Here is a 19415-nt window from a genome sequence, read left to right on the forward strand (position 1 = left end):
TTATGAGCGACACCCCGCTGCGCGCGCCCGCCGAGGTCAAGTACGCCGAGGAACTGGACTGGTTGGAGTCCGTCGACGACGCGCCCAAGCCCTTCTCCTGGCGGCTCAGCCCGAAGATGGTGCGCCTGTTCATCCTCGGCTCCGAACGGGCCGACGGACTGGACCGCGAGATCCCGCAGAAGTGGTTCGGCGACCGCAGCTTCGTGGAGCGCAGCATCGTCACCCTCGCCTCCGACCGGGGGCTGCTGCTGATCGGCGACCCCGGCACCGGCAAGAGCTGGCTCGCCGAGCTGCTCGCCGCCGCGATCTGCCGCAACTCGACGCTGGTGGTCCAGGGCACCGCCGGCACCACCGAGGACCAGATCACCTACTCCTGGAACGTCGCCCAGGTCATCGCCCAGGGCCAGTCCCGTGACGCGCTGATCCCCTCGCCCATCATGACGGCGATGGAGCGCGGCGTGATCGGCCGCTTCGAGGAGCTGACGCGCGCCACCAGCGACGTGCAGGACGCGCTGATCTCGATCCTCTCCGAGAAGTACGTCTCCATCCCCGAACTCGACGGCGACAGCGGCGAGGCCACCGTCTTCGCCCAGCCGGGGTTCTCCATCATCGCCACCGCCAACAGCAGGGACCGGGGCGTCAACGACCTGTCGTCGGCGCTGAAGCGGCGCTTCAACTTCGTCCGGGTCCCGGTGGTCACCAACAAGCGCACCGAGGCGGAGATCGTCCGGTTCCGCACCGCCGAGCTGCTGCGCCGCCACCGGATCGAGGTGGAGGTGCCGCCCACCCTGTTGGACATCCTGCTCCAGAGCTTCGCCGACCTGCGCGCGGTGTCGGCCAACGCCGCCAGCGACGACGAACGGCTGGAGTCCGCGCTCTCCACCGCCGAGCAGATCGGCGTGCTGGAGGACGCCGTGCTGCACAGCCAGTTCTTCGGCGAGAAGGAGCTGGGCGCCCACACCCTCGCAGGATCGCTGGTCGGCTCGCTCGCCCGGCGCAGCCCGGAGGATCTGGCGATCCTCAACAAGTTCTGGCATGGCGTCATAGAGCCGCGCAGCGAGGGCGAACAGGGCGGCCCCTGGCGGGACTTCCTGGACGGCGGCCGCGAGGCGATCGCGACTCTCTCATGAGCCGCACCCCCGTCATCAGCACCGGCGCCGGCACCGCCGAGGTGCCCGACGCCGGCAACGCCCCCGACGCCCCGCCGGGGCTCGGCGCGCTGCGCGAGCGGCTGCGCGCCGCCGCCGAGGCGTTCGCCGGCCCCGGGGACGCGGTGCCCGAGATCCTGGCCGGCATGGTCGAGGACGTCGACCGGGCGCTCGCGGAGGAGTTGGAGATCTTCCCGGTCTGCCACCACTCGCCGGCCTCCGCGCTGGCCATGGCGCGACGCCTCGCGGAGAAGCGCCCCCGGGTGATCTACCTGGAGCTGCCCGAGGACCTGGCGCCGCTCCTCGAAGAGCTGCGCAACTGCCAACTCCCCGTGGCGCTCCAGGCGTTCGCCACCGAGGTGGACGGCTTCCCCACCGACTGGGCGCCGCTGAGCGTGGTCGCGCCGCTGACCGAGGCGTCCGCCGAGTACCAGGCCATCGCCTACGCCCTGGACACCCCGGGCGTGGAGCTGGTGCTGGTGGACCGCTCAGCCGACCATGTCCTCCAGTGGCGCGAACGCGGGAACGCCCCGGACGCCGAGCCGTCCGAGGCCGGCGAGCCCTCCGGGACGGCCCGGGCGGCCGAGGCGGGCGAGGTGCCCGACGAGGCCGCGCTCCACGGGGACGCCCTCGGCATCGGCGTCGGTCGACTGCGCCCCGGCTTCGCCGAGTTGGAGGCGTACCTGCTGCACCACGGGAAGGTGCGGCACTGGTCCGAGTGGTGGGACCAGTATGTGGAGCAGCCGCTGGCCGGCGCCGACTACCCGACCTACCGGCAGGTCATGGTGATGATCGGCAGCCTCTTCCGGCGGCTCCGCCCCGAGCGGCGGGCCCGGCTCGCCGTCGACGAGGACCGCGAGCGCTACATGTGGACGCGGATCAGGGAGCACCTGGCCGCCTCGGGCGCCGACCCGGCCGACTGCCTCCACGTGTGCGGCGCCTTCCACGCGGCCAGCCGCGTCGAGCAGTTCGGGCTGGCCTCGCGCGCCGAGCCGTTCCCGATCCCGCCGCGCACCGCGACCGCCTGGCGCTACGGGCTGATCCCCTCCAGCCACTCAGCGATCGAGGCCCAGTTCGGCCTCGCGCCCGGCGCCGTATCCCTGGCGGCGGCCACCTGGTCGCGGACCCTGACCAGGGAGCGGCTGACCCCGTTCCGGCTCACCCACCAGCGGACCGGCAAGGGCAGGGGCAAGGGCGCGGGCACGGGGAAGGCGAAGCAGCCGGCGGGGCGCGCCGCCGGGGCCCCGACGGCGGACGGCGGGCCCGGCGCCGACCGGCTGACCCCGTTCCTCGACCGGCCGCCCGTCCCGCACGCCCTCGACGAGGACGAGCTGCGCGGCTGGTGCGTCGACCTGGTCCGCCTCGCCCGCCGCAACGGGTATCCGGCCAGCACCGCCGACGCCATCGCGATCTTCGAGACCGCCGTCCTGCTGGCCGGGATGCGCGGCCGGGCCAGGCCCACGGCCTACGACTTCGAGGACGCGGCGGTCACCTGCGTCGAGAAGGACGCCGTGCCCGGCAAGCGCGACGTGCGGCGGCTCTGCGCGATGCTGCTGGGCGGGGACCGCATCGGCACCGTCGGCTATGACGCGCTGCCGCCACTGGCCCGCGACGTGCTGGACCGGCTGGCCCCGCTCGGCCTCAACCTCACCGCCCGCACCCAGCGGCGCGCCCTGCTCGACCTGGCCAACCACCCCGAGCTGCGGCCCTGTTCGGACGTGCTGTGGATGCTGCGCCGCCTGCTCGGCGACGTGGTCAGGCCGGTGATGGGCGACCGCACGCTGGGGGAGCGGTCCATCCAGGAGAGCTGGGACCTGGCGATCGGCCGCGAGCAGCGGGCGCTGGTGCAGCTCGGCTACGAGGGCGTCACCATCGAGCAGGTGCTGGAGCGGCGGCTGCGCCGCGCGGTGCGGGAGCCGACCGCCACGGCGGCCACCGCGCTGGCGGCGGTCGAGGAGGCCCTGGTCTACCTCGGCCCCGGCCGGCTGGTCGACGACCTCGGCGCCCGCGCGGTCGCGCTGCTCGCCGCCGAGCGCACGGTGGACGACGCGCCCCGCGTGCTGCGCCGGATACGCCGCCTGCTGGGCTACTACCGCACCACCGAGGCCGGCCCGCCCGACTGGGCGAAGACCTTTGTCACCACCGGCTACGCCCACTACTGCACCCTGCTGCCCTCGGCGTTCACGGACGAGGCCGTGGGCGCCCGGCAGGTCGGCGCGATGCTGGGCTTCCTGTTCGGCCTGGAGGGCTTCGCCGTCTCCCTGGGCTGCGACCGGACCCAACTGGAGCTGGCGGTGCGGCAGTCGCACCCGACCGAGCCCGACCGGACGGCCCTGCTGTGGGCGGCCGAGCACCGGCTGGACCTGCTTCCGCTCCCCGCGCTCCGGGAGCGCTGCGCTGCGCTGCTGGCCAACCCGCTGGTGGTGCCGGCGTTCCCGCGCTATGTCAGCGGCTTCGTGCAGGCGCTGGACCCGGTGCCGACGCTGACGCCGTTCGTGGTGGAGCAGCTGTCGCGGGCGTTCGCCCGGCTGCCGGAGGCGGTGCTGCTGCCCTGGCTGCCCCGGTTGATCATGACGCTCCGGGAGGAGGCCGCCGAGCTGTTGCCGCTGCTGGTGCGGGAGGCGGGCCGGACGTTCCCCGGCACGCTGGCCGGCGTGGACGGCCTGGTCCCGCCCTGGGAGGAACGGCCGGCCGCCGCGCCGCCCGCCCCGCCCACGGCCGGCCCCGCCGGCGAGCTGCTGGCCCACCACCCCGCCACCACCGACGCGTTGGCGGCGCTGCTCGGCGCGGCGGGGGAGTGGGCGCCGGCCCCCACGGCGGCAGGCGAGGCCGGCCCCGCAGCCGGCCTGGTCGCCGAACACCCGGCTACCGCCGAGGCGTTGGCCGCCCTGCTGACCACCGGCTGACGACGACCCGCCCGCCAGGATCGGTCCGCCCGCGAGGCGAACCGGCCCGGGCGGGCGGGACTTCCCCGAACCGGCACGCTGCGCCCGCGCGGCCGTGCATACTGTGACCGCGACAGATGCGGTTCCGCCACCCGGAACCGCTCACCGGCCGTCAGCACGCCCCAGCAGAACGGAAGTACCGGCGGTGACCGAGCCCTCCGCCCTCCAACGCCTCAGCTTCGGATACGAGGACGCCGAACGGGACATCGCCGGCGGGCTGCTGGGCGAGAGCTTCGTGCGGACCGTGGCCTACGAGGCGACCGTCTCCGGGCGGAAGATGCTGGTCATCGGCCGCAAGGGCGCCGGCAAGAGCGCGATCTGCATGACGATCGCCAAGGGCCAGGGACACCCTGACGGCACCATCCTCATCACGCCCGACGACGCGGTGGGCAACGCGTTACGCCGCTTCGAACTCCAGGGCCTCACCGGCGACAACGCCAAGTCCCTGGTCTGGCGCTACATATGCGCCGTCCACGCCGCGCGCCACCTCGTCACCCACGCCACCCGCGCCCCCGGCCGGCTGCGACCGCACCGGACGATCCGGGTCCTGCGCCGCTTCCTGAAGGCCAACGGCGAACTCTCCCAGCAGGACTTCGGCGGCCGCCTCGCCCAGCTGGTCCGTGGCCTCCAGACCGCCTCCCTCTCCCTGGAGGCCTTCGGCATCGGCACCGCCCTGGAGATGACCCGCGCCCCGTCCGAGGGCGCCGCCGCCACCCGCCAACTGGAGGTCGTCGAACGGGGCGTCGCCGACGCCTTCGCCGCGCTGGGCTGGGCCGGGCGGCGGCCCCCGGTGCTGCTCCTGGTCGACCAGCTCGAACAGGTGTGGTCCGCCGACTCCGACGTCCACTCGATGATCATCGGCCTGCTGCTGGCCGCCAAGCACATCACCGCGTTCTACCAGGGCGCGATGCGCTGCCTGGTCTTCCTGCGCTCCGACATCTACGACGCGCTGTCGTTCCCGGACGGCGACAAGTTCCGTGGCGATGAGCTGCGCCTCGGCTGGTCCGAGGACGCGCTCCTCGAACTGGCGCTCACCCGGGCCAGCGCCTCGGTCGGCGAGCGGCTCACCCCGGAGCGGCTGTGGGGCGAGCTGTTCCCGGCCCGCGTCGAGGGAACGAGCACCGCGACCTATCTGCTGCGCCGCGCCCTGCCCAGGCCGCGCGACGTCATCCAGTTCCTCAACCTGGCCCGCGACACGGCCTTCCAACACGGCCACGACCGGGTGCGCGAGGCGGACGTCCTGGCGGCGACCCGGCAGTTCTCCGAGTGGAAGCTGAAGGACCTGGCCCAGGAGTACCTGGTGGCCTACCCCTACCTCGAACGCCTCTTCCCGCTCTTCCAGAACACCGGCTACATCGTCACCCGGAACGTCCTCGCCAGCCGCCTCGAACAGACGGCCGCCACCCTGCACGGCCAGTTCCCGGCGTACGCGCACCTGCTCACGCTGCCCAGCGTCGTCGACACCCTGTACTCGGTCGGCTTCCTGGGCGTGCGGCGCGGCAGCGACGTGGTCTACGCCGGCGGCCCCGACCTGCCCGTCCAGCCGCACGAGGCGGAGTTCCACGTCCACCCGTGCTTCCGCGAGGCGTTGGGCGCCACCAGCGCGGTCGACATCCACGCGTACACCCCGCTGGTCCTCAGCGCCGTCCAGGCCCAGATCGCCGGCGGCTATGTCGCCAACAGCTCGGGCCCGGCGCCGCGCGCGGGCCGTGGGTACCGGCTGCTGCGCGAACTGGCGCGCTCCTGCGAGACGATCCTCAACCAGATCGGCCGCGCCGTCGACATGCCGGGCGAGACGCGCCGGGAGATCGCCACCCAGGTCGGCCGGGTCGCTGCCGACACCCAGCGGGCGTCCGAGGCGCTGGGGCGCGGCGACGACCGGATCAACGTCGGCGACCATGTCATCGCCGCCGCGACCTACCTCGAAGCCCTCGCGGCCCAGATCGGCGGGAGCGGGCTGAACGGACTGGCCGTCGTGGACCGGCTCGGCGACGGGATCGCGGCCGAGGCGCGGCGGCTGACCGCCCTCGTCGGAGGACTCTCCCGGGGCTCCGGTGCCAGCGGGTGAGGCAGCGGCGGCCAACGCGCCGCGCGCGCCCGGGAGTTGGCGCGTCGGCGAGCGGGTCGCCGACACCTACGAGGTCCGCGCCGTCCTCGGCGAGGGCGGCATGGGCGTGGTCTACCGGGTCCGCCACCTGGGCTGGGACACCGACCTCGCCGTCAAGTCGCCGCTGGCGCCCGGGATGCGGGACGGCGCGGCGCGCGACCGGTTCATCCGGGAGGCCGAGACCTGGGTCGGCTTCGGCCCGCACCCGCACGTCTGCACCTGCCACTACCTGCGCACCCTCGACGGGGTGCCCCGGCTCTTCGTCGAGTACCTGGACGCCGGGAGCCTCGCCGGCTGGATCGCGAACGGCCGCCTCTACGAGGGGACCTCGCGCGAGGCGACGCTCCGGGTGCTGGACGTCGCGATCCAGGCCGCCTGGGGTCTGATCCACGCCCACGACCAGGGCGTGGTCCACCAGGACGTCAAGCCGGCCAACATCCTGCTCGACAGCGCGGGGCGCGTGAAGATCACCGACTTCGGGCTGGCCCGCGCGCAACCCCCGGCCGTCCTCGGGCCCGCGACCGGCGACGGCGCCGTCGCCGGGCCGCCGGCGGACGGGCCCCACACGCTGCGGGTCTCGCACGGTGGCATGACCCGCGCCTACGCCTCGCCCGAGCAGTACACCCGCTCCACGGTGGGCCGCCGCAGCGACGTGTGGAGCTTCGCCGTCAGCCTCGTCGAGATGCTCGTCGGCGACATCACCTGGCAGGCGGGCCCCGCCGTCGGCGCCGTGCTCGCCGCGCTCCGCGCCGACGGCTTCCGCGCCGGGGCCACCGGCGTCGAGGTGCCGGCGGCCCTCGACGGCCTGCTGGCCAGCTGTCTGCGCGGTGACCCCGCCGAACGGCCCGACATGCGGCGGGTGGCCGCCGAACTGACCGAGCTGTACGAGGCGTTGGCCGGCCACCGCTACCCCAGGTCGCTGCCGCGCCCCGGCGACCTGCGGGCCGACGAGCTGAACAACCGGGCGCTCTCGCTCCTCGACCTCGGCCGGGCCGACGAGGCCGGCGCCCTCCTCGACGAGGCGTGCGCCGCCGACCCGCAGCACCCCGAGGCGGTCTACAACCGGGGGCTGCTGCGCTGGCGCGCGGCCGCGACCACCGACGAGCAGCTGCTCGCCGAGTTGGAGAGCGTCGCGGCCAACAGCGTCGAGCCGCGCCGCGTCGCGCACCTCCTCGCCCGCGTCCACCTCGAACGCGGCGACGCCGAGGCCGCCGCGCCCCTCATCGAGTCCCCGGACGGGCCGGACGCCTCGTCGGCGACGGAGGACCTGCGCCGGCACCTCGCCCAGGCGCGCGCCGCCGGCGCGGCCGGCACCCGCGTGCTCGGCCGGATCGAGCACGACGGCGAGGGCGGGCGCCGGCCGGGCGTCACGGCGGACGGCCGGTACGCCTGGACGTCCCGGCTCGGGCAACACACCGTCGCCGGGTGGGAGTTGCCCGCCGGCCGCCGGCTGCCGGACCTGGCGGGCCACACCGACACCGTGTACGCGCTGGCCGTGGCGCCCGACGGGCGGCGTGCCCTGTCGGCGAGCCTCGACGGAACGGTCCGGGTCTGGGACACCTCCGACGGCCGCTGCCTGCGCGTGCTCACCGGCCACGGCTCGGACCGCCGCGCGCCCGGCGCGGGCACGCTGCCGGTCGGCCAGGCCATCCGGGTGGCGCCCGCCCGGTCCGGTGACCGGGCCGCCGAGCCGAACGTCAACCGCAGTGTCTACGCGGCCTGTTGGGTGCCGGGCCGGGCGACCGCGCTCTCCGCCGGGGTGGACGACACCGTGCGCGAGTGGGACCCGGAGACCGGCTCCTGCCTGCGGGTGCTCACCATGGACCCGCGCGAAGCGCCGCCGCTCCCGGACGACTTCGTGCCCTTCGGCCGGGTCGGCGCCAGCACCCACGAGCTGTGCGTCACCGACGACGGCCGCCTGATCCTGTGCTCACGCGGCGGGCTGATCTGGGTCTGGGACGACGCGACCGGCGAGGTGCGGCACATCCTGGCCGGCCACACCAACAGCGTCACCGCGCTGAGCGCGCCCCCCGACGGTCGGCGCGCCCTGTCCGCGAGCATCGACGGCACCGTGCGCGTCTGGGACCTGGCGACGGGGCGTGCGCTGCGCACGTTGCGCGGCGCCGGCGGCACCGTGACCTCCGTGCGCGCCGTCCTCGACGGGAGGCACGCGGTCAGCCTCGACCGCGCCGCCCGCGTCTGGGAGTTGGCCACCGGCCGGTGCCTGCGCACGGTCACCCCGGCGTCGGCGGTGGGCGTGGACCCCGACGGCCTTCGGCTCCCGCACCTCACGCCCTCCGGGGAGGTGCGCGCGGCCGCCTGGCGGAGCTTCGTCGCCGGTTCGTTCCAGATCGCCCGCCCCCGCGACCTGCGGCACCTGCTGGAGTCGGACGCCGAGGTGGCCGCGCTGGTCGAGCGGGCGCACGCCGCGATCGAGGCGGGCGACGCCGCCGGCGCGCTCGCCCCGCTCCGCCAGGCCCGGGCCACGCCCGGCCACGAGCGGGCCGCGCCGGTCCTCGCCGCCTGGCGCGGGCTGCACGCCTACGGCACCCGCGCCGCGCTGCGGACCGCCCGCGAGGAGACGGTGATCGACGCGTTCCGGGTGCAGGTCGACTCCGTCGCCCTGACGCCCGACGGCACGGGCGTCGTCTGCGGCACCAACGACGGCCGGGTCCAGCTCCGGGCGTTGTCCGACGGGCGCCTGGTGCGCGAACTCGGCGAGGTGCGGGGCGTCGCCTCCGCCGTCGAGGTCACGCCGGACGGCACGTGCGTGGTGGCCGCCGGCCATGGCGAGGTGTCCGTGTGGGAGACGTCCTCCGGGCGGCTCCGGCACACGCTGCGGCACCCCGCGCGGATCGGGTCGCTGCATGTCCTGCCGGCCGGCGGGCGCCTGGTGACCAGTGACGCCGACCGCACCGTGCGGGTGTGGGAGGTGGCCGGCGGCACGTGCGAGACGGCGTTCGCCTTCCCGGGCGACGAGGACTTCCGCTGGGCAGAGGTGCTGTGCCTGACGCCCGACGGACGCCGGGCCGTGGTCGCCCACCGGGGCTGCGCGGCCGGCCTGTGGGACCTGGCGAGCGGGGTGTGCCTCGGCCGGTTCGGGCCAGGCGAGAGGCCGGCCGTCTGCGCGCTGGCCACCGCCGACGGCCGGTGGCTGGTGACCGCTGCCGACGACGGCGCCCTGTCGGTCCGGGACCTGGCCACCGGCGCGCTCGCGCACACGCTCACCGGGCACGACGGCCGGGTCTACCAGCTGTCCGCCACCGCCGACGGCCGGCATCTGGCCTCCGCCAGCTGGGACGGCACGGTGCGGCTGTGGGACCTGACCACGGGCCGCTGCCTGCGCGTCCTCACCGGGCACACCGGCTGGGTCACCTCGGTGGGCGTCTCCGGGGACGGCACCCGCGTCGTCTCCGGCGGCTCCGACGACACCCTGCGGGTGTGGGAGCTGGACTGGGACCTCCGGGTGCGCGACCTGACGGACTGGCGGGACGAACTGCGGCCCCGGCTGGAGGTGTTCCTCGCCCGCTCGGGAAACGCCGACGACGCGGAGGGGCGCGACCTCGACCCGCTGCGGCGCGAACTCGCCGCCTGCGGCTACCGGGGCGTGCCCGAGCCGGAGCTGCGGAACGAGCTGAGCGACCTCGCGCGGGCGATCCACGCCGTGGACCCCGCGCGACTCCGGCCCCAGGACGTCACGCCCGAGCGGGCCGCGATCCTCTCCGACCTCGCGGACGAACACGCCGCGCGCGGGCGGCACGCGGCGGCCGTCGAGACCACGACCCGGGCGCTCGCGATCCTGCGGGCCCTCGCCGAGACCGCGCCGGAGACCGGCCGCACCCCGCTGATCCGCTGCCTCCAGAAGCACGCCGTCTGGCTGGCACGGCTGCGCCGGACGGACGAGGCCCTGGCGTGGAACGAGGAGGCCGTCCGACTCTGCCGGGGCGCCGACGAGCCGGCGCGCGCGGTGCTCCTGGCGCCGCTGATGTACAACCACTGGACGTTCCTCCGCCGGGCGAAGCGCCGCGCGGAGACCGAGGACTGGGGCAGGGAGATCCACCGCGCGTTCATCGCCACCGCCTACGCCAGCCACCTCCCCGGCGTTGCCTCCCCCCTCGAACCGGTGGACGACGCCCGGACGCGCCGGGACCTGGCCGCCGTGCGCGAGGCGCTGGCCCGGTACTCGACGCTGCCGGCCGATCACCCGCAGCGGCTCCCTGGCTTGGCCGTCGCGCACGCCGCCAGGACCCGACTGCTCGTGCGGCTGGGGGAGTTGACCGAGGCGGGGCTGGGCGTCAGCCGGCTGGTGGTGGCGTGGCTCGGGTGGATGCGCGCGCTGAAGCGGAGCGGGGAGAACCAGTGCCTCGCGCTGGCCGTCGGCGTGGAGCTGCTGGATGTCGCGGAGCCGCTCGGCGGCCGGATGTTCCGCTCGGGCGTCCGCCGCGCGCTGGGCCTGACCCGGCGCGCCACCCGCTGATCCCGACGCGCGCCCCCTCGCTGACCTCGACGCGCCGCCCGCTGATCCCGGCGCGCGCCCGCCCGCTGATGCGCCGCCGCCCGCCGCCCCCGCGACCCCGCTCAGGCCGGCGCCAGCCAGACGGCGGTGTCCGAAGGAACGGCCCGCCCGCCGTTCGCCGTCCCGGCCAGCGGCCCGCTGGCCAGCAGCACCTCGGCGCCGGCCGGCAGCGGCACCGGCGCCTCGCCCAGGTTGACCAGGCACCGCAGCGCCCCCACCCGGTCGAAGCACAGCTTGTCAGGGCCCGCCGGCACCCAGCGCAGCGTCTCCGGCAGCCCGCGCAGCCGCTCCCGCCGCAGCGCCAGCGCCGCCCGATAGAGGGACAACGTCGAGTCGGGGTCGGCCCGTTGGGCGTCCACCGCCAGCGCCGCCCAGCCCGCCGGCTGCGGCAGCCACGGCTCGGCGCGCGCGTCCGGCGGCGAGAAGCCGAACGCCGGCGCCTCCGCCGCCCACGGCAGCGGCACCCGGCAGCCGTCCCGCCCCCGGTCGGCGCCGCCCGAGCGGACGAACGTCGGGTCCTGAAGCACCTCGTCCGGCAGGTCGGCCACCTCCGGCAGCCCCAACTCGTCGCCCTGGTACACATAGACCCCGCCCGGCAGCGCCAGCGTCAGCAGCGCCGCAGCCCGGGCCCGCCGCCGGCCCAGCCGTTCGTCGCTCGGGTCGCCCAGCCGCTTGTCGCCCATGTCGAACGAGGTGTCGGCGCGGCCGTAGCGGGTGACATGGCGGATGGTGTCGTGGTTGGAGAGCACCCAGGTGGGCGGCGCGCCCACCGGCGCGTGGGCCGCGAACGTCTCCTCGATGACGCGGCGCAGCGCGGCCGGCTCCCAGGGGGCGCACAGGAAGTCGAAGTTGAACGCCGAGTGCAGCTCGTCGGGCCGCAGATAGCGGGCGAACTGGGCCGGCGAGGGCAGCCACACCTCGCCCACCAGCACCCGTTCCCCCGGGTAGCCGGCGACGATCCGGCGCCAGTCGCGGTAGATGCGGTGCACGCCGGCGACGTCCTGGTACGGCAGGTCCGTCACGTCGGGATCGGGGCCGACGTCGGGCAGGCCCGGCTTCTTCGCCAGGCCGTGCGCGACGTCCACCCGGAAGCCGTCCGCGCCCCGGTCCAGCCAGAAGCGGAGTATGTCCTCGAACTCGGCCCGCACCCGGGGGTGTTCCCAGTTCAGGTCGGGCTGTTCCGGCGCGAACATGTGCAGGTACCAGGGGCCCGGGCTGCCGTCCGGCTCGGTGATCCGGCTCCAGGCGGGCCCGCCGAAGTAGGAGACCCAGTCGTTGGGCGGCAGCGCCCCTTCGGGTCCGCGCCCCGGAAGGAACCAGAACAGCCCGCGCGCCGCCGAGCCGGGCCCGCCGGCCAACGCCTCGCGGAACCACGGGTGTTGGTCGGAGCAGTGGTTGGGCACCAGGTCCACGAGCACCCGTAGGCCCTGCGCGTGGGCCGCCGCCAGCAGCGCCTCCGCCTCGGCGAGGTCGCCGAAGAGCGGGTCGATGTCGCGGTAGTCGGCGACGTCGTAGCCGGCGTCGGCCATCGGCGAGACATACCAGGGCGTCAGCCACAGCGCGTCCACGCCGAGGTCCCGCAGATAGGGCAGCCGCTCGGCGATGCCCCGGAGGTCGCCGACCCCGTCGCCGTTGCCGTCGGCGAAGCTGCGGACATAGATCTGGTAGATCGCGGCGGTCCGCCACCAGGGCGCGGGCGCCGGTGCGGGTGCGGGCGAGGGCGAGACGGCGGGCTGCGCGGGGCTGGTCACGTGCGGGACTCCTTGGAGGAAGGGTGCGGTCAGGGGGGTGCCCCGCCCGTCGCGGGCGGGGCACCGGCGCGAGGGACGAACGGCCGGCCTACCAGCCGGAGTTGCCCTCGCCGCGCTCCACGGTGAAGCCGCCGGTCAGGTCGAGGCCGCCCTCGGCGGCGCCGCTGACCCGCACCCCGGAGAACGTCCCGGAGCCGGCCGCGTTGATCTCGATGCCGAACCGGCCGGTGCCGGTGATCTCCACATCGGAGACGGACAGTCCGGTGACCGTGCGCTGCCAGGAGACCAGGATGCCGCTGTAGGTGCTGTCCACGATCTCCAGGTCGTTGACCACCACGGGCGCGGTGATGTCGGAGGTGTCGGCGTAGATCCACAGCGCGCCGAAGGCGCTGTTCCAGTTGGGTTCGTAACCACCCGTGCGCAGCAGGGTGTTGCGCTGCACCGAGGTGGTGCCGCTGAACGGGACGGGCGCGAAGCGGGTGCTGATCGCGATGCCGGCCGAGGCGGTCACGGTGTCGGCCAGCACGTTGTCCTCGACGCCGTTGGCGTGCCCGCCGTAGATGCCGACGGCGTTGCCCAGCAGCGGCACCTGCACGGTGTTGAAGCGGAACGCGCTGTCGCTGACCGCCTCGGACTCCGACCACATGGCCAGCGCGTCGTCGCCGGTGTTGCGGACGCTGGAGTGCGTCACCTCGGTGTTGGCGGTGCCCCGGTGCAGGTTGACGCCGTCGGCGTAGGTGTCGCGGATGCGCAGCCCGGTGGCCAGCAGCCCGTCGGTGGGGGACTGAATCCACAGGCCGACCTTGCTGTGCTCGATCCAGACGTTCTGGAGCGTCGAGCCGCTGCCGAAGTCGCCCTCGAACGCGGCATGGTCGCCGGCGTCGTCGCGGACCGTCGCGTCGCCGTCGAGGGTGAGGTCCTGCACCACGCTGGTGCCGCCCCGGCCGAAGAAGCCGCCGCGCCCCTCGCTGCCGCGCAGCACGGTGTGCCACTCGCCGGCGCCGCGCAGGGTGGCGCCGGTCAGGTTGACATGGTCGGAGATGTCGTAGGCGCCGGGCGGCAGCCACAGCCCGAGCCCCTCGGAACTCGCCTGCGCCAGCGCCTCGTTGAGGGCGGCGGTGTCGTCGCTGCCGTCGTCCGGGGTGACGCCGCGCTCGGTGGCGTCGACGAAGCCGTCGGGCATCGCGGCCGGCCCGGGCGCGGTCTCGGCCTCCAGCAGGTCGATGGTGTAGGAGGCGGCGGTGTCCTCGGCGTCCTTCTGGAGCCGCAGCACGGTGCCGGCCGGCAACTCCTCGTCCAGCAGCACCCGGCTGTCGTCGAAGAAGCGGTGCGGAGAGCCGTCGGCGGGGTTGTTGGTGTAGGGGTAGGCGCCGTAGACCCAGGCGTGCTCGGAGGTCAGCTCCAGGTCGCGGTGGTGCTCGCCGTTCACATAGAGGCTGAGCGTGGCGTCGGTCCCGGTGCCGTCGGCGCTGTCGGGCAGCGAGTGGCGCAGGGTCAACGCGTTGGCGGGCGCGGTGAGTTCGAACTCGACATGGGAGCCGGTCTCCGCCAGCACCACGGCCTGCCGGCCGGACGCCTCGGCGGGCACGGTCAGATAGGTGCGGTCCGGGCCGATGACGGTGCCGTCCGTGCTGCCGGCCTCCGCCTCGTAGGCGGTGTAGGGCAGCGCGGCGCCCCGGGTGGGCGCGGGCGCGGCCTCGGCGACGGTGACGCCGGACAGCTCGAACGCGCCGTTGTCGCCGGACTCGGTGCGCAGCGTCACGGTGTTCACGCCGGCGCGGAGGGGGACCTCGGTCTCCAGGGTGTCCCAGCCGCCGGCGGTGCCGGGCAGGGTCAGCCGCTCGACCTCGGCGCCGTTGGCCAGGAGCGTGACGGTCGCCGCGGCCTCGCCCGGGGTGCGGTAGTGCACGGTCAGCCCACTGGCGCCCGCCTCGGTGCCGGCCACGGTGAACACGGCGCGGGCGCCCTCGGCGGCGAAGCCGGTCAACGCGGCCGCCCCGGCGGCCGGTTGGGCGCCGCCGGAGCGGAACGCGTCGGCGACGGGGATCATGCCGGGCGCCGCCGGCGCTGCCGCCTCGGACGGCGCGGCCTCGGACGGGGCGGCCTCGGACGGCGCCGCCTCGGGCGGGGCGGCCGAGCCGGCCGGCTGCCAGAGCGTCAGCGCCAGGGCCGGCGCCAGCGCCGCGGCGCCGAGCGCCGTGAGCACGTGGCGGCGCGGCCGGCGCGGGGCGCGCCGGGGTGCGGTGGGTGTCATGGGGAACCCTTCGGTTGGCGGCGGCCGGGGGCCGCCGTTGTGGGGGATGGAGGGTGAACGCGCCGGCCGGGGTCAGCCCTTGAGGCTGCCGGCGGTGAGCCCGGCGACGATGTGGCGTTGGAAGATCAGAAAGAGCACCAGCAGCGGGACGCTGGCCATGACCATGCCGGCGAGCAGCTGGTTGACGGGCATGTCGGCGGCGAGCGCGTTGAGCGCCACCGTGATGGGCTGGCGCGCCGGGTCGGGCAGTACCAACATCGGCCACAGGAAGTCCTTCCAGACCCCGACGACCGCGAAGATCGACACCACGGCCAGCACCGGCCGGGACAGCGGCAGCACCACCGAGACCAGGACCCGCAGGCTGCCGGCGCCGTCCATCCGGGCCGAGTCCAGCAGCTCGGTGGGGATCTGGTCGAAGAACCGCTTGAGCAGGAAGATGTTGAACGCGTTGGCGCAGGCCGGCAGCCAGACGGCGAACGGGGTGTTGATCAGGTTGACGCCCAGCAGCGGCACGTCCACCACCGTCAGATAGGTCGGCACCAGCAGCGCGGAGACCGGCAGCATCAGGGTGGCCAGCATCATGCCGAGCAGCACGTTGCCCAGCACCGGGCGCAGCGCGGAGAGCGCGTAGGCGGCGGCCACCGCGAACACCAGCTGGAAGGCCCAGGCGCCGAGGGCTAGCACCACCGTGTTCCAGAAGTACTGGTCGAGGCCCAGCGTGGACCACGCCTCGCCGTAGTTCTCCGGATGCCAGGAACGCGGCAGCAACGTCGGCGTGGACCGGGCGAGTTCGGCGGACGACTTCAGCGCGCCCGAGGCCATCCAGTACAGCGGGAAGAGGAAGGCGAGGACGAAGCCGACCAGGGTCAGCGTCAGCACGAAGCGGTAGATCCACCGTCCGGTCCGGCCGGCCATCTCGGCGGGGGCGACCAAGGTGCGGACCAACGGGTCGCGGTCTCCGGGCTTGTTGGCCATGTGTGCGGTTCCCCTCAGCCTCGGGTCCTGGTCAGGCGCAGATAGCAGGCGGCGAAGACGCCGAGCACCAGGAAGAGCACCGTGCTCATGGCGCTGGCCAGCCCGAAGTCGTTGTAGACGAACGCGTACCGGTAGAGCAGCAGCAGGACGGTGACCGTGGCGTCGTCGGGCCCGCCGCCGGTGAGGACGAACGGCTCGATGAACACCTGCATGGTGCCGAGCACCTGGAGCAGCAGGGTGATCAACAGGATGAACCGCAGCTGGGGGAGCGTCACATGCCACAGCCGCCGCCGGATCGAGGCGCCGTCCAGCTGGGCCGCCTCGTACAGCTCGCCCGGGATGTTGCTGAGCGCGGCCAGATAGATCAGCGTCGTGGTGCCCATGTTGGCCCAGGTGGAGACGAGCACCAGGGAGACCATCGCCAGGTTCTCCGACTCCAGCCACGCCTGCGGCGGCAGCCGCACCACCTCCAGCGCGCTGTTGAGCAGCCCGGGGCCCGGGTCGTAGATCCAGCGCCACAGCAGCATCGTGACGATCGGCGGCAGCATCACCGGCAGATAGACCGCCATCCGCAGGAACGCCCGCCCGTGCCGCAGCTCGTTGAGCACCACGGCGGTCAGCAGCGGCGCGGCGAAGCCGAAGACCAGCGCCAGCAGCGTGAAGTAGCCGGTGTTCCGCCAGGCGGTCGCGAACAGCGGGTCGTCGAGGAGGCGTTGGAAGTTCTCCCAGCCCACCCACTCGTCCGCGCCGGTGAACGTGACCCGCTGGAAGCTCAGCAGGAAGCCGCGCACGATCGGGTACCAGGAGAACAGCGCGAAGCAGACCACGGCGCCGGCCAGGAACAGGTAGGCGGCCAGGTTGCGGCGCAGGGCGGCCGACCGCCCGCCGCGCCCCGGCGGAACGCGGCGCCGGGCGGCGGGTTCCCGGGGCGGGGCGACGGGCGCCGGCGGCGGGGTCGTGGTGTGTGCCGTCATGGCGTCCGACCGCCTCAGCGCACCGTGGCGAGGATGTCGTCCACGCGGTCGGCCGCGTCGCCCAGCAGACCGTCGAGGTCGGCGTTCTCCTCGGTGAGCACCGCCTGCATCACGCCGTCCAACACGGTGTAGATCTGCTGGGCGTTGGGCGGCTCGACCAGGACCTCCACCTCGTCGGCGCGGTCGAGGAACGGCTGGTAGTTCTCCAGCGGAACGTTGGCGTACTCCCGGTGGATCGCGTCCACGACCTCCTGCGACTCGCCCTGCCACAGGTCGGGTTGGGGGAGCCCGACGGGGATGCCGGCCTCGACGCCGTTCCGGGTGATCTCCTCCTCGCGCTCCGGGTTGAGGTACTTCCACTGCACCCAGGTCAGCCCGGCCCTGATCTCCTCGGGCGAGGCGTCGGGGTTGACCATGAAGCCGTCGCCGCCGCCGAGGGTGGCCTCGCCCGGCATCGCGGTCAGCCCGAACTCCTCGTACTCGCGCTCGAACTGCTTGACAATGGTCGGGATGTTGTCGGGTCCGGCCAGATACATGCCCAACTGGCCGCTGCCCATCATGCGTTGGACATCGGCGATCTCCAGCAGCTGCCGGGTGCCCATGCTGTCGTCCTCCCAGCGCATCGCGTGCAGCGTCTCCAGCGCGGCCCGCCCGGCCGCGTCGTCGAACGCCGCCCGCCAGCCGTCTCCGTCCCGCTCGGCGACCCGGCCGCCCATCGAGTAGATCCACGCGGTCAGATGCCAGCCGCCCTGGTTGTTCTTGCTGTAGTCGGCGAAGCCCACGGTGTCGTCGCCGAGCGCGCTGATCTCGCGGGCGGCGGCCCGCACCTCGTCCCAGGTCTCCGGCGGCCGGTCGGGGTCGAGGCCGGCCCGGCGGAACAGCTCGCGGTTGTAGAGCAGGCCCATCGAGTAGTTGCCGGTGGGCAGGCCGTAGGCGCGGCCCTCCTCGTCGCGGAAGACGTCCAGCAACTCGGGGCGCACATCGGCCAGTTCGGGGAACTCGTCGAGGTAGTCGGTGATGTCGGCCGCCTGACCGCGCTCGATCAGGCCGGCCGGGTCGGTGAAGTAGACATAGAAGACGTCCTCCAGCTGCCCGCCCGCCAGCTTGGCGGTGAAGGTCTCCGGGTCCATCAGCCCCTCGCGGGCGTCGATCCGGATGTCCGGGTGCGCCGCCTCGAAGGCCGCTATGTCGTCCTCGAAGTTCTGCCGGTCGATCGCCTGGGTCTCAGGCGGCAGCCCGTTGACGCTGACGGTGACGACCCCGTCCTCCTCGGAGGAGGACGAGGAGCCGCAGGCGGTCAGGCCGAGGACCAGCGCGCACGCCGTGCCCCGTGCCGCGAACCGACGGACGTGTGAGCCAACCATGGCGGGGCCTTTCTGGGAACGGAGGCGACACCGCGTCAACCGCGCGCGGTTTCCCTGGTGTCCGCCGGGAACGGCCGCGACGGCGACGGGATCGTTCGTCCGCGCCCTCACGGCGAGCCCGACAGTAAAATCGCCCCACGCAAGAAGTCAACCATCGTGCGCAAGATCTCGACGATTGGCGCGGGTTCCGGGAGGCCCAACCCGCCCACGGCCCCGGCCCCGGCCGGCGCCCGTTCCCCGGCCCGCGCGCCCCCGCTCAGCCGGCCGGCGGCGGGGCGGTCGAGGAGCGCACCACCAACTCCGGCTCGAAGAGCATCAGTTCGCTGACAGCGGCGTGCCCGCCCAGCTGCGAGGCCAGCGAGGCGACGGCGGCCGCCGCCATCGTCGCCACCGGCTGCCGCGCCGTGGTCAGCGGCGGATCGGTCGCCACCAGGAAGGGCGAGTCGTCGAAGCCCACCACCGACAGCTCCTCGGGAACGCGCAGCCCGCGCCGGCGAGCCGCCCGGATCGCGCCCAGCGCCAGCGCGTCGCTGGCGCAGACCACCGCCGTCACGCCCGCGTCCACCAGGCGCGGCAGCACGGTCGAGCCGCCCTCCATCGAGAAGATGGTGTGCGCCACCCACGGCCGCCAGTCGTCGCTGCCCAGCCCCCTGCGGGCCTGGAACGCCGCGTAGCCGCGCAGCTTGAGCGCGCTTGGCACATGGCCGACCGGCCCCAGGATCAGGCCGATCCGCCGGTGGCCGAGCGAGGTCAGGTGCGCCATGGCCTGCTCGGCGGCCAGCGCGTCGTCCACGTTGACCTGGGCCAGGTCCAGGTTCTCGTCGGCGGCGTTGATCAGCACCAGCGGTATCCGCTCCTCGCGCAGCCGCCGCCCCTGCTCCTCGCCGATGTCGGCGTAGCTGGCGCCGACGAAGACCAGCCCCGCGACGCGCTGTTGGAGCAGCAGGTTGATGGAGTGCGCGTCCGGCCCGCCGTCCGGCGCGCGGTTGCAGAGCACCGGCACCAGGCCGTGCGTGCTCAGCAGCCCGGAGAGCGCCTGGACGAACGCGGGGAAGACCGGGTTGAGCAACTCGGGGATGACCAGCCCCACCAGCGGGGCCCGGCCCTGCCGGAAGCGCGCCGGCCGCTCGAAGCCGTGCACGTCCAGCGCCGTCAGCACGGCGTCCCTGGTCCTGGGCATCACATCGGGGGCCCCGTTGAGCACCCGGCGCACCGTCGCCTCGCTGACACCGGCGAACGCGGCCACCTGAGAGAGTCGTTGCTTCACGGTGGGACTCTATAACGGGCACTGCAAAATATCGAAGCGAGAGCGCAAGAAAATGACGCATCGCGCGGTCCGCCGCCCACCCCGCCACCCGTCAGACTGGGGGCGATGGCCGAA

At 74.4% G+C, this 19415-nt stretch carries 10 protein-coding genes; 4 read left to right on the forward strand and 6 right to left on the reverse strand.

Annotation, left to right across the window (positions count from 1 at the left end):
• The first annotated feature begins 2 nt into the window (after nt 1–2).
• The 4 genes from FH609_RS03485 (at nt 3) to FH609_RS03500 (ending at nt 10677) form a co-directional block, all read left to right on the forward strand.
• Nucleotides 3–1130, forward strand: coding sequence for an ATP-binding protein (locus tag FH609_RS03485; RefSeq protein ID WP_139673802.1), 1128 nt, complete (start codon nt 3–5; stop codon nt 1128–1130).
• Complete coding sequence (locus FH609_RS03490; RefSeq protein ID WP_226961368.1) at nt 1127–4054, forward strand: DUF5682 family protein; 2928 nt, start codon at nt 1127–1129, stop codon at nt 4052–4054. Before FH609_RS03485 ends, FH609_RS03490 begins: the two co-directional genes overlap by 4 nt.
• Nucleotides 4055–4238: 184 nt before the next feature.
• Complete coding sequence (locus FH609_RS03495) at nt 4239–6161, forward strand: P-loop ATPase, Sll1717 family (RefSeq protein ID WP_139673805.1); 1923 nt, start codon at nt 4239–4241, stop codon at nt 6159–6161.
• Nucleotides 6148–10677: a serine/threonine-protein kinase gene (locus FH609_RS03500; RefSeq protein WP_139673808.1), complete on the forward strand. Its 4530-nt coding sequence runs from the start codon at nt 6148–6150 to the stop codon at nt 10675–10677. Before FH609_RS03495 ends, FH609_RS03500 begins: the two co-directional genes overlap by 14 nt.
• Nucleotides 10678–10778: 101 nt before the next feature.
• Here the strand turns inward: FH609_RS03500 and FH609_RS03505 are convergent, their stop codons facing one another.
• From FH609_RS03505 to FH609_RS03530, 6 genes are all read right to left on the reverse strand, one after another.
• A complete protein-coding gene (locus FH609_RS03505) occupies nt 10779–12467 on the reverse strand; it encodes a glycoside hydrolase family 13 protein (protein ID WP_139673811.1) in 1689 nt (562 codons plus the stop codon).
• Between the two features lie 88 nt (nt 12468–12555).
• Nucleotides 12556–14721, reverse strand: a complete 2166-nt coding sequence (locus FH609_RS03510) for a glycosyl hydrolase family 28-related protein (protein ID WP_226961369.1) — start codon at nt 14719–14721, stop codon at nt 12556–12558.
• Nucleotides 14722–14793: 72 nt separating this feature from the next.
• Nucleotides 14794–15696, reverse strand: a complete 903-nt coding sequence (locus tag FH609_RS03515; RefSeq protein ID WP_139673814.1) for a carbohydrate ABC transporter permease — start codon at nt 15694–15696, stop codon at nt 14794–14796.
• 14 nt (nt 15697–15710) lie between these two features.
• Nucleotides 15711–16670: a carbohydrate ABC transporter permease gene (locus FH609_RS03520; protein WP_139673817.1), complete on the reverse strand. Its 960-nt coding sequence runs from the start codon at nt 16668–16670 to the stop codon at nt 15711–15713.
• 14 nt (nt 16671–16684) lie between these two features.
• A complete protein-coding gene (locus FH609_RS03525) occupies nt 16685–18034 on the reverse strand; it encodes an ABC transporter substrate-binding protein (RefSeq protein WP_139673820.1) in 1350 nt (449 codons plus the stop codon).
• Between the two features lie 256 nt (nt 18035–18290).
• Complete coding sequence (locus FH609_RS03530) at nt 18291–19301, reverse strand: LacI family DNA-binding transcriptional regulator (protein ID WP_139673823.1); 1011 nt, start codon at nt 19299–19301, stop codon at nt 18291–18293.
• Nucleotides 19302–19415 lie beyond the last annotated feature (114 nt).

This window comes from Streptomyces sp. 3MP-14 (assembly GCF_006334905.2).
In the GTDB taxonomy this organism is placed as follows: Bacteria; Actinomycetota; Actinomycetes; order Streptomycetales; family Streptomycetaceae; genus Streptomyces; species Streptomyces triticirhizae.